The sequence below is a fragment of the Cellulomonas phragmiteti genome, assembly GCF_016862775.1.
Lineage (GTDB): Bacteria > Actinomycetota > Actinomycetes > Actinomycetales > Cellulomonadaceae > Cellulomonas > Cellulomonas phragmiteti.
In genome coordinates this window covers 133,378-145,389 of sequence record NZ_BONP01000006.1, presented here as the reverse complement: position 1 = coordinate 145,389, position 12,012 = coordinate 133,378, and the positions used below count along the sequence as shown (strand labels likewise).

Sequence of the window (12,012 nt, the reverse complement as noted above, 5' to 3'; positions counted from 1 at the left end):
CGCGGCGGTGGCGTCGTGCCACGGCCGCGACCGGAGGGAGCCTCAGCGCTTGCGCTGCTTGGCCTGCTTGCGGCGGTCGGCGCGGTTCGCACCGCCCGCACCCGACGACTCGGGGCGCGGGGCGCCCGTCCCGTCGTCCGCACGGGTGACGACCGCGCCGTCGCCGTCCGCCGACGGCGCCGAGTACTGCAGCGGAGCACGCTCAGCCGGGCCGTCGAGGCCCTTGGCCACCAGGGCACCGGCCGCTGCGGGCGCGTCGGCGGGGCGGCGCGACGCGGCAGACGCACCGGCCGAGCCGGCCGCCGCCGCAGCGGAGTCCGCGCTGACGAGGGGCGCGTCCGTGGGCTGGCCGTCGGTGGGCTGGGCCACCTGCACCTCGAGGTTGAACAGGTACTGGACCGACTCCTCCTTGATGGCGTCGGTCATGGCGGTGAAGAGCTGGAAGCCCTCGCGCTGGTACTCGATGAGCGGGTCGCGCTGCGCCATCGCGCGCAGGCCGATCCCCTCCTTGAGGTAGTCCATCTCGTAGAGGTGCTCGCGCCACTTGCGGTCGAGGACCGAGAGCACCACACGGCGCTCCAGCTGGCGCATGTTCGCCTCGCCCAGCTTCTCCTCACGCTCCGCGTAGGCGTGCTCGGCGTCGGACAGCACCTCGCGCGTGATGAGCTCGGACGACAGCCGGGTCGGGCCGCCCGCCTCCTCGACCACCTCGTCCGGCGTGATCGACACCGGGTACACCGCGCGCAGCGCCGTCCACAGTGCCTCGAGGTCCCAGTCCTCGGGACGGCCCTCGGCGGTCGCGAGCGCCACGTACTCGGTGAGGACGTCGGTGCGGAAGTGCGTGACCTGCTCCTGCAGGTCCTCGCCGTGCAGCACCCGGCGGCGCTGGTCGTAGATGACCTCGCGCTGGCGGGACATCACGTCGTCGTACTTGAGGACGTTCTTGCGGATCTCGAAGTTGCGGGCCTCGACCTGCGACTGCGCGGACTGGATGCCGCGCGTCACGATCTTCGACTCCAGCGGCATGTCCTCCGGGAACCCGGCGCGCGTCATCATCGACTCGGCGAGCCCGGAGTTGAACAGGCGCATGAGGTCGTCCTGCATCGACAGGTAGAACCGGGACTCGCCCGGGTCCCCCTGGCGGCCGGACCGGCCGCGCAGCTGGTTGTCGATGCGGCGCGACTCGTGGCGCTCGGTGCCGAGCACGTAGAGACCACCGAGCTCGGTCACCTCGTCGTGCTCGGAGGCCACGGCCAGCTTGGCCTTCTCCAGCACCTCGGGCCACGCGGCCTCGTACTCGTCGGCGTGCTCCGCCGGGTCGAGCCCGCGCTCGGCCATCTCGTTCACGGCCATGAACTCGGCGTTGCCGCCGAGCATGATGTCCGTGCCACGGCCGGCCATGTTGGTCGCGACGGTCACGGCGCCCTTGCGGCCGGCCTGCGCCACGATCGACGCCTCACGCGCGTGCTGCTTGGCGTTGAGCACCTCGTGCGGGACGCCCTGCTTCTTCAGCTTGGACGACAGCAGCTCGGACTTCTCAACGCTCGTCGTGCCCACCAGCACGGGCTGGCCCTTGGCGTGCCGCTCGACGATGTCCGCCACGACGGCGTCGAACTTGCCCTCCTCGGACTTGTAGACGAGGTCCTTCTGGTCCAGGCGCAGCATCGGCCGGTTGGTCGGGATCGGCACGACGCCCAGCTTGTACGTGCCCTGGAACTCGGCGGCCTCGGTCTCGGCCGTGCCGGTCATGCCGGCGAGCTTGTCGTACAGGCGGAAGTAGTTCTGCAGGGTGATCGTGGCGAGCGTCTGGTTCTCGGCCTTGATCGCCACGCCCTCCTTGGCCTCGATCGCCTGGTGCATGCCCTCGTTGTAGCGCCGGCCCGCCAGGATGCGCCCCGTGTGCTCGTCGACGATGAGGACCTCGCCGTTCATGACGACGTAGTCCTTGTCGCGCTTGAACAGCTCCTTGGCCTTGATGGCGTTGTTGAGGAACCCGATGAGCGGCGTGTTGAGCGACTCGTAGAGGTTGTCGATGCCCAGGTAGTCCTCGACGCGTGCGATGCCCGGCTCCAGCACGCCGACGGTGCGCTTCTTCTCGTCGACCTCGTAGTCGCGCTCCGCCTGCAGACGCCGGACCACCTTGGCGAACTCGCCGTACCAGCGGTTGGTGTCACCGGACGCCGGACCCGAGATGATGAGCGGCGTGCGGGCCTCGTCGATGAGGATCGAGTCGACCTCGTCGACGATCGCGAAGTGGTGCCCGCGCTGGACGAGGTCCTCGACGCTCCACGCCATGTTGTCGCGCAGGTAGTCGAAGCCGAACTCGTTGTTGGTGCCGTACGTGATGTCGGCGGCGTACTGCTCGCGGCGCTCGGCCGGGGTCATCTGCGACAGGATCGTGCCGGTGGACATCCCGAGGAACCGGAACACGCGTCCCATGAGGTCGGCCTGGTAGCCGGCGAGGTAGTCGTTGACGGTGACGACGTGGACGCCCTGGCCCGTGAGCGCGTTGAGGTAGGCGGGCGCGGTCGCGACCAGCGTCTTGCCCTCACCGGTCTTCATCTCGGCGATGTTGCCCAGGTGCAGGGCGGCCCCGCCCATGAGCTGCACGTCGAAGTGCCGCTGGCCGAGCGTGCGACGGGACGCCTCCCGCACCGCGGCGAACGCCTCGGGGAGGAGGTCGTCGAGCTTCTCCCCCTCGGCGAGACGCGCCTTGAACCGGTCCGTCTCCTCGCGCAGCTCCGCGTCGGACAGCGCCGTGAAGCTGTCCTCCAGCGCGTTGACCTGGGCCGCGATGCCGGACAGCTTCTTGAGGATCCGCCCCTCGCCCAGCCGGAGGACCTTCTCGAGGATCGCCGTCACGCAACTCTCCCGACGTCGTTGGCGCCCGTCCGCGTGCGGCGTCGGGGCGGTGCGTGTCGCCCGACCGCTCGGCCGGGCCCGACCATCGTAGGCGAGGCGCAGGACCTGCGGTGTCGCCGTTCAGCGAACGGCCGGCGCGAGCTCGCGCGCCAGCGCGGCGGCGAGGTCGCCGACGACGTCCGGCCCCACGTGGACGTCGGACAGGCCGAGCCACGCGGCCACGGCTCTCAGCTCCGCGGCGAGCTCCCGGGCGACCTCGACGTCCGGCGGGGCTCCGGCGTCGACGTCGGACCCGGCGCCCGGGGCGCGGTGCGCCGCCGGCACGCGGAGCACGCCGGCTCGACGATCCGCCTTGAGGTCGACCAGGGCCACCAGCCGCTCCCCGAGCAGGAACGGCAGCACGTAGTACCCCCAGACGCGTGCGGCCTGCGGGACGTAGATCTCGATGCGGTAGCGCAGCCCGAACAGGCTCTCGGTCCGCGTGCGTTCCCACACCAGCGGGTCGAAGGGGCTGAGCAGCGCCCGACCCCGTGCCTGGCGCGGGATCCGCGCGTCGCGGTGCCGGAACAGCGGTCCGCGCCACCCGTCGACCTCGACGGGGGCCAGGACGCCCTCGGCGACGAGCTCGGCCACGGCGGTGCGCGTGGGGGCGACCGCCGTGCGCCAGTGGTCGGCCAGGCACCGCACGGAGGCCACGCCGTGCGCCCGGGCCGCGAGCTCGACCAGGTGACGCCGCGCGGCCGCCTCGTCGAGCGGTGGGGCGAGCAGCACGTCGGGCGGCAGCACACGGTCGGGCAGGTCGTAGCGCCGCTCGAACTGCGCGTTGCGGCCGGCGGTCGTCAGCTCGCCCACGAGGAACAGGTGCTCGAGCGCGCGCTTGGCATCGGTCCACGCCCACCCCCACGCCTCGGCGCGCCGACCCGAGCCCCCCAGCTCCTCCTGCACCTCGCGGGCCGTCATCGCCCCCTGCTCGTGGATGACGCGACGGACGGCCGCGACCTCCGGCGAGCGCCCGATCGGCACGCCGTGCAGGGCGTCGCCACGCCGCTCGACGCGGGCACGGTTGTCCGCGTGCTTGAAGGCCAGGTGCCGGAACGTGGCCGGGGTGACGAGGGACGCCTCGTGGGCCCAGGTCTCGACCAGCCGGCGCGGGGACCGGGCGGTGGCACGCTCCAGCGCCCCGACGTCCCACGCGCCGGCCCGGGAGTACACCGGGACGAGGTGGGCGCGCGCCAGGACGTTCACCGAGTCGACCTGCAGCAGGCCGAGCCTGTCGACCACCTGCTGCAGGGCGCGGTCGGCGGCCGGGCGTGCGCGGGCCTGCCGCGGTCGGTCCAGCCCGGACGCGTGCAGGACCGCGCGACGGGCCTGCGAGAGGGTCAGGTGCTCGGGACCGTGGACCATGGCTCGATCCTGCCCGGCACCTCCGACATCACCTCGCACCGTCCGCAAGTTTCGACGTCCCCCACGCGCGGGCGTGCTGCTCGGACGAGAGGCTCGGCCGACCAGCCGCGACGCGCGCCCTGCTCAGTGCGCTGCAGCACCATCCCCGCTCGCCCTCCCTCATCTCCAGAGGGGCGCGAATCGCTTCATGATGGCGAGCGGCATCTCGAAACATTTCCGAAACTTCCTCGCAGGCCTTGACGCACCCGCCCGCCGCGGGCGAACGTCGTGCCCCGGAGCCGCAGCCCGGGCACACCAGGTGCGGCGCTCCCCCGCTCTCCCGGTGCCGGACGGACCGCGCCGTCCGGCACCGGGGCTCCACGGGCAGGCGGCCGTGTCGCCTCACGCCACGGGGCGACGAGCCCGTCGGCCCGCCGCCCCGTCCACGACCGCGCGATCAGCCGACCGCGCGCCCCGTGCCCCCGGTCACGACCGGTGCGTCCAGCTTGATGACGCCGTAGCTCCAGCCACGACGGCGGTAGGCCACCGCCGGCTGGGCCGTCTCCGCGTCGACGAACAGGAAGAAGTCGTGCCCGACGAGCTCCATCTCGTAGAGCGCGTCGTCGACCGTCATCGGCTCGGCTCGGTGCACCTTCTCGCGGATGAGGACCGGGGAGTCTCCCAGCACCGTCTCGGTGACGCCGTCCTCGCTGGGGACCTCGACCGGCGGCGGTGGCGTCGGGGCCGGGGGACGCACGTCCACGGGCGCCAGCGGAGTGTGGTTGCGGTGGTCCTTGCGCCGGTCGCGCGCGCGGCGCAGGCGCTCGAGCAGACGGCCGAGGGCGACGTCCAGGGCCGCGTACGCGTCGTCGGCGCACGCCTCCGCCCGGATGACGGGACCCTTGTCGACCACCGTCAGCTCGACCTTCTCGCTGCTTCCGGACTGGCGCGGGTTCGGTTCGTGCGACACGAGGACGTCGACGCGCTGGGCGCGCGGGGCCAGCTGCTCGATCTTCGCGAGCTTGCTCTCGAGGTGGGCGCGATACCGCGGGGACACCTCGGTGTGCCGGCCGGCAACCACGATCTCCATGTGGGCCTCCTGGGAGGTCGGGGGCGGGCCGTGCCCGCCCGGATGAGACGTACGTCTGCGGCCCCACGAGGGGGGCGGGCGGCATCACCTCCTCCGCCGCGCCCACCTGCCTGACTGCTGCCGGTGGTCACGGCGACGTTCCCAGGGCCCCACGCTAACCCTCTTCGCCGCTCGTGCGCACGACGCGCTGGTCCGGACGGACGAACCCGTCGGTGACCGCGCCCGCGGGGGGCGCGGTGGCCGCCAGCGCGGCGGCCCCGCGCACGCGCGCACCGGCCGCGACCAGCGCACGGTGGCACGCCACGAGGGTCGCACCGGTCGTCAGCACGTCGTCCACGAGGAGCACGTCGCGCCCGCGGACCGCAGCGCCCCGTCGCACGCGCACCCGGCCGACGAGGGCCGCGGACCGGGCACGGGCCGTCAGTCCCGCCAGGTCGGGTCCGCCCGTCCTGCGCAGCACGCGGGCACGGGCCGCCGGCACCCCGGCGTCGCGCAGCCCCGCGACCACGGCGGCCGCGAGGACGTCGACCGGGGCACGGCCGCGCCGTCGTCGCGCCCGTCCCGTCGAGGGCACCGGGACCACGAGGACCGGCCCGGACGAGCCGTGCACGAGGTGCCCCGCCACCACGTCACCGACGCGCCGGACCGCCGCGCCGAAGGGTCGGTCGAGGTCCGCCCGGCCCGCGTCCTTCCACGCGGACACGGCGTGCCGCACCGGGCCGGCGTAGGCGGCGGGCGCCCACACGGGCAGCAGGGTCCGACCCTCGAGGAGGTCCAGCCGGCCCGCTCCGTGGTCGCGGCGCACGACCGGCCCGGTCAGCGCCTCGGCGCACCGCGGGCACCAGGCGACGTCGGGCCTTCCGCAGCCGCCGCACGCGACGGGCACCACGAGGCCCACGAGGTCGTGCCACGCGGCGACCGTCACCGCCGCCGCGCGCGCGGCGATCACCCGGGACGACGGCGGACCCGACGGCGCGGGTCGCGGCGGGGACGTCGACGCGGCCGGGTGCGAGGGGGGTGACGGCACGGTCCCACGCTGTCGGGGCGGTCCCCCGGGCGTGGCGTGGCCGTCGCGGTCCGTGGAGCGCGGTCGCGGGGCGAGGGGCTGTGGTCGGCTCGAGCACGCAGAGCGCCCGGGCTCAGCCCGGGAACGCCGCCCCGGTCACCTCGAGCACCCCGGTCACCCCCGGCACCGCGACCCACGTGCCGCCCTCGTAGCGCAGCAGGTCACCGGCGGCGGTCACGACGTACAGCGTGCGCGTCCCCCGCTCGACGGCCAGCTCGATGGCGTCCGCGACGGCCGGCAGCGGCGTGCTGCTGCCGGAGACCGGCACGAGGTACGGGGTGGGTCCTGCGTCGCCGCCCGACAGCACGCCGAGGGTCACGTCGTCGACCCACACGACCGAGGCCGTCGGGGTGAGCGGTGCACCCGCGCGCACGCCCGGTCCGATCGTCAGGGGCACCCCGCCCTCGTCGCGCACGACGCCCGCGACGTCGAGCGTCACGCCGTCCGGTCCGCTCGACACGATGGCGGCGCGCGTCCCGTCGCGGGACACCCGCACCGCCCGCACCCAGCGCCCCGTCAGCCAGTCCGCGGTCACCTCGACCGCCGTGCCCTCGAGCCGGACGGCGTCCAACCGGCCCGGCGCGGAGGCGCGCGCCGTCCAGACCCACCCGTACCGGTCGACCGACGGCGCGGCGAGCGCACTGCCGGTGAGCAGGGTCCGCTGCTCGGCGTCCCCGGACGGCACCGCCACGAGCGTCGTCGGGTCCGCCAGCGCGACGCGCACCCGGCCGTCCGCCGACCGGGCCGGGCTGCCCGGCTGGGCGCCGTCGACCGTGCGGACGCCCTCGACCGCTCCCGGGACACCGTCGACGAGCTCCCACGTCTGGCCACCGACGAGGATCTCCAGGTCGCCGGGGTCCGGCACGGACAGCGTGTCGGGGGCGCCCTTGAGCAGGGCACCACCCGCCCCGGCACGCACGTTGAGGGTCGTCACCCCCAGCGGACGCAGCGACGCGTCGAGCTGCGCGAGCAGCAGCCCGCGATCCGCGTCCTGGACCGCGAGGGCGGGCTCGAGGGTCATCTCGGCCACACCGCCGCGCTCGAACGAGACGGCCTCCGGCTTGAGCTCAGTCCCGGGGGGCAGCGCCGTCGTGACGGCGTCCTGCAGCCACGGCGACGGTCCGGCCAGCAGCGCCCGCACGGCCGCCGTGGGCACGTTGCGGTTGCGGAACCACCGCACCTCCGGCACCAGCATCTGCGAGTCCGGCGTGAGGAAATACAGCGACGTGGCACGGAACTGCTGCAGGAACCGGCGGGAGTTCACCACGACGACGTCCGGGGCGTGCGAGATGCGCCAGTCCCCGCGGGCGTCCTGCACCAGCTCGTACCGCAGCGTCTCGACCGCCTCCGCGGGCGCCTCGAGGTAGCGACCGTCGCGATCGACCTTCGCGGTGACCGACAACGACACCGTCACCTGGGCCTCGCCCGTCTGCTCGACCTTGGTGGCGCTCACGACGATCGTCTCCGCGCCCGGGTCCCACTCGGTGCGCTCGCCGGCCGCGAGGAACTGCCGGGTCACGTCGAACTCCCCGGTGACCTCGGTGTCGGCGGCGAACAGGAACCCCTCGACGATGCCCGTCGGGTCGGCGTCGGACTGGGGGCCCTGGGCGAGGACGACGACGCCGTCCTGCTCGCGGACCTCCCCGTCGCCGCCCGCGGTCACCGGACCACCCGTCGGGATCGCGACGCACCCCGCGAGCGCGCCGGCCACCAGGGCGGCGCACGCCGCGGCCCGGGCGCGACCCACGGCGCTCACACCCGCCGCCGGGCGTCGGCACCCGCCGGGGCGGGGTCGTCGAGCCGCACGTCGGTGCGCACCGGGTCGGTCGGGTTGCTCACGATCGCGATCTCCCCCGTCATGGGCGGCAGGTCGGGCAGCGCCGCCGGGTCCGTGCTGCGGCGCGGCTCGTCGGCTGCGGGCGTGACGTCCTGCACGGGCACGAGCGGCAGGGGCGACCCGTCCAGCCGGATGCCGGCCCGCCGTGGCAGCGTGAGGCGGAAGCACGCTCCCCGTCCGGGACGGCCCCACGCCTCCAGCCAGCCGCCGTGCAGGTGGGCGTCCTCGAGCGAGATGGCCAGCCCCAGCCCCGTCCCGCCCGTGGTCCGGGCCCGCGCCGGGTCCGCCCGCCAGAACCGGTCGAAGACGTGCAGCGCCTCGTCCGCCGTCATGCCCACACCGTGGTCACGGACCGTCACGGCCACGGCGGTCGCGTCGACGCCCACCCGCACCTCGACCGCCGAGCCGTCGGCGTGCTCGACCGCGTTGACCAGGAGGTTGCGCAGGACGCGCTCGACGCGCCGCGGGTCCACGTCCGCGTCCGCTCGCACGTCCGGCAGCTCGACCTGCAGCCACGACCCCCGGCGCTCCGCGAGCGGCGTCGCGTTGTCGACGGCCTGCACCACGATGTCCCGCAGGTCGCGGCCCTCGGCGTCGAGCACGGCCGCCCCGGCGTCGAACCGGCTGATCTCCAGCAGGTCCGCCAGCAGGTCCTCGAACCGGTCGAGCTGCGTGGCCAGCAGCTCCGCCGACCTTTTGATGGCGGGGTCGAAGTCCTCGCGCGCGCCGTGGATGACCTCACCCGCCATGCGGATCGTCGTCAACGGCGTGCGCAGCTCGTGGGACACGTCCGAGACGAACCGGCGCTGCAGCGTCGAGAGCTCCTCCATGCGGCGGATCTGGTCCTGCAGGCTCTCCGCCATCTCGTTGAACGTGCGGGCCAGCGTCGCCATCTCGTCCTGGCCGCGCACGGTCATCCGCTCCGAGAGGTGACCGTCGGCGAGCCGCTCGGCGACGTGCGCCGCCCGCCGGACGGGGTGGACCGTGCGGCGGGTCACCAGCCAGGTCATCGCCCCGAGCAGAGCCACCACCGCGACGGCCGCGAAGGTCAGGGTGCGCAGCAGGAAGTCCAGCCGGGCCTGCTCGGCCTGCAGGCTGTACAGGAAGAACATCTGGTAGGTGCCCGCCATGGGCACGTCGACGTCCTGCCCCACGACGATGCCGGGCTCGACCCGCCCGTCGGCGGTCGGGATCGCGACGGACTGCCAGTGCTGGCCCCCGTCGACGACGGCCCGCTTGAGCTCGCGGCTCACGAGCGTGACGAGCGCCTCGTTGGTCGCCGTCGCCCCCAGTGCGATGCCCGTCTGCCCGGGCGCCCGCAGCAGGAAGACGTCCCGCTCGCCCGAGCCGCCGTTGCGCTGGGCGGTCGTCACGTCCTCCAGCAGGAGCGCCACCTCGCTGTAGGTGTTCGCCGCCGACGCCGAGAGCGACTCCTGCGTCTGCTCGGTGCCCCGCCACGTCTCGCTGAGGATCTGCTGCAGCCGCTGGTCGAACAGCCCCGCCCGGGTGCGCTCCCCGACGTACCCCCCGATGGCGACGAGCGCCACGAGCCCGATCGTCAGCGTGGACGCCAGCACGCGCAGCTGCAGCGACGACCGCCACCGCCGGACCATGCCGCGGACGCGACGTCGTGCCCGGGCCCTGCCCAGCCGCCCCCAGGACGTCAGCCGGGGCACGGCGAACCCCCGCGCGCCGGTGCGTGCACGGCCCTCACGTCCCCGCGACGCCTGCCTTGTAGCCGACGCCCCGCACCGTCACGACGATCTCCGGACGCTCCGGGTCCGTCTCGATCTTCGAGCGCAGCCGCTGGACGTGGACGTTGACGAGCCGGGTGTCGGCGGCGTGCCGGTAGCCCCAGACCTTCTCGAGCAGGACCTCACGGGTGAACACCTGCCACGGCTTGCGCGCGAGCGCGACGAGCAGGTCGAACTCGAGCGGCGTCAACGAGATCGACCGGCCGGCCCGCTCGACGCGGTGACCGGGCACGTCGATCGTGAGGTCGCCGATCGCCAGGTGCTCGGGCGCGGGCTCGTCGCTGCGGCGCAGACGGGCCCGCACGCGGGCGACCAGCTCCTTGGGCTTGAACGGCTTCGAGATGTAGTCGTCGGCCCCGGACTCCAGCCCGAGCACCACGTCGACCGTGTCGCTCTTGGCCGTGAGCATGACGATGGGGACGCCCGACTCGCCGCGGATCTGCCGGCACACCTCGTTGCCGTCCTTGCCGGGCAGCATGAGGTCGAGCAGCACCAGATCGGGTTGTGTCGCGCGGAACACCCCCAGCGCCTCGTCGCCGTCCTCGCAGAAGACGGGGTCGAAACCCTCGGAGCGCAGCACGATGCCGATCATCTCGGCCAGGGCGGTGTCGTCGTCGACCACCAGGACGCGTCCCTTCATGCCGCCGATCCTCTCATCGTCCGGGGCTCCGCAGGGGCGGCCGCGCCGCGCAGCCGGGTGACCGGTGGATCCTCGGCCGTCGACGACCTGCACCGTGGCACGATGGGACCGCCGATCCGCCGACGCGGTCGGGCCGCCGCACGCGACAGGACGAGGAGCCGGACGCATGACCTCCCCGCAGGACGACGGCCCGGGGCCCGCGCCGTGGACGAGCCCCGCCGGCCCCGCCGCGGACCCGTCGCGCACCGGCCCGCCCGCCGCGCCCCACCCGCCCGCGCCGGCGCCGCCCGGCGCCGGATGGGGTGCCCCTCCCGCGCCACCGGCCTGGGGCGGCCCGCCGCCCGCCGCGCCGCTGCCGGAGGGCTGGGGCCAGCCGGCGCCGCCGCCGGGCTGGGGCGCGCCGGCACCGGCCGCGGGTCCCCCCGCGTGGCACCTGCCGGCCGTGCAGCCCGGCATCATCCCGCTGCGCCCGCTGGGGCTCGGCGAGATCCTCGACGGCGCCGTCCGCGCCGTGCGGGCGAACCCCGCGGTGATGTTCGGCCTCTCGGCCGTCGTGGTGACCGTGGCCGTCGCGCTGCAGACCCTGGTCCAGCTGTACGTGACGAGCCTGATCGGCGCCGCCCTGGGCGACGCCACGCTCGACGGCGCCATGACGGCCGCCGACTCGGCCATGATCTCCGAGATGCTCTCGACGAGCGGCGGGCAGGTGCTGACGATCCCGCTGCTCGTCCCCGTCACGTCGGTGCTGACCGGTCTGCTCATCGTCTCCGTGAGCCGGTCCGTGATCGGTGAGAAGGTCGCGCTGCGCGAGGTGTGGCGCACCCGCCGCGTCTGGCTGCTCGTGGGGTTCGGCCTGCTGCAGCTGCTCGCGTCCGTGCTGGCCTTCGCCCTGTGGATCGGCGCGGTCGTCGGGCTCGCCGCCGCGGGTGCCGACTGGGAGGCGTTCGGCGTCGCCCTCCTGGGCGGTCTGGGGCTGCTGGCCGCCGTCGTGTGGGTGACCGCCCGCACGCTGCTCGTGCCGCCGGCGCTCATGCTCGAGGGCAAGCGCTTCTGGCCCACGGTGGCGCGTGCGTGGCGGCTGACGCGCGGGAGCTTCTGGCGCCTGCTCGGCATCTACCTGCTGTCGAACCTGCTGGTCTCCGTGCTCATGTACCTCTTCCTCGTGCCGGCCGCCGTCGTGGCCGGGCTCGTCACCGCGACCTCGGGCTCGGAGAGCCTGACGATCCTGGTGTCGGCCCTGGGTCAGGTCGTCGGCCTCACGCTGTCCACGACGTTCCTCGCCGCGGTCGTCGCGCTGCTGTACGTCGACGTCCGCATCCGTCGCGAGGGGCTCGACCTCGAGCTCGCCCGCGCGGCGACCGGTGGCGCATGACCTGCCCG

The 12,012-nt window shown here is 74.5% G+C and carries 8 protein-coding genes; 1 reads left to right on the top strand and 7 read right to left on the bottom strand.

The window, feature by feature from the left end:
* Positions 1 to 42: 42 nt before the first annotated feature.
* The 7 genes from secA to mtrA all read right to left on the bottom strand — a co-directional run bounded on the left by secA (position 43) and on the right by mtrA (position 10,632).
* Entirely contained in the window at positions 43 to 2,862 is a 2,820-nt protein-coding gene (secA, locus tag Cph01nite_RS07185) for a preprotein translocase subunit SecA (protein WP_203672692.1), read from the bottom strand.
* Between the two features lie 120 nt (positions 2,863 to 2,982).
* Complete coding sequence (locus tag Cph01nite_RS07180; RefSeq protein ID WP_203672689.1) at positions 2,983 to 4,266, bottom strand: winged helix-turn-helix domain-containing protein; 1,284 nt, start codon at positions 4,264 to 4,266, stop codon at positions 2,983 to 2,985.
* A gap of 436 nt (positions 4,267 to 4,702) precedes the next feature.
* A complete protein-coding gene (gene hpf, locus Cph01nite_RS07175; RefSeq protein ID WP_203672687.1) occupies positions 4,703 to 5,335 on the bottom strand; it encodes a ribosome hibernation-promoting factor, HPF/YfiA family in 633 nt (210 codons plus the stop codon).
* A gap of 154 nt (positions 5,336 to 5,489) precedes the next feature.
* Positions 5,490 to 6,362: a ComF family protein gene (locus Cph01nite_RS07170; RefSeq protein ID WP_239069106.1), complete on the bottom strand. Its 873-nt coding sequence runs from the start codon at positions 6,360 to 6,362 to the stop codon at positions 5,490 to 5,492.
* A gap of 112 nt (positions 6,363 to 6,474) precedes the next feature.
* Positions 6,475 to 8,148: an LpqB family beta-propeller domain-containing protein gene (locus Cph01nite_RS07165; protein WP_203672685.1), complete on the bottom strand. Its 1,674-nt coding sequence runs from the start codon at positions 8,146 to 8,148 to the stop codon at positions 6,475 to 6,477.
* 5 nt (positions 8,149 to 8,153) lie between these two features.
* Entirely contained in the window at positions 8,154 to 9,851 is a 1,698-nt protein-coding gene (gene mtrB, locus Cph01nite_RS07160) for an MtrAB system histidine kinase MtrB (protein ID WP_239069105.1), read from the bottom strand.
* Positions 9,852 to 9,948: 97 nt separating this feature from the next.
* Positions 9,949 to 10,632: an MtrAB system response regulator MtrA gene (gene mtrA / locus Cph01nite_RS07155; RefSeq protein WP_203672681.1), complete on the bottom strand. Its 684-nt coding sequence runs from the start codon at positions 10,630 to 10,632 to the stop codon at positions 9,949 to 9,951.
* A gap of 166 nt (positions 10,633 to 10,798) precedes the next feature.
* On the opposite strand from mtrA, the gene Cph01nite_RS07150 reads away from it, so the two are divergent.
* The gene (locus Cph01nite_RS07150; protein WP_203672679.1) at positions 10,799 to 12,004 is read left to right on the top strand and encodes a glycerophosphoryl diester phosphodiesterase membrane domain-containing protein; all 1,206 of its coding nucleotides are present in this window, start codon (positions 10,799 to 10,801) and stop codon (positions 12,002 to 12,004) included.
* Positions 12,005 to 12,012 lie beyond the last annotated feature (8 nt).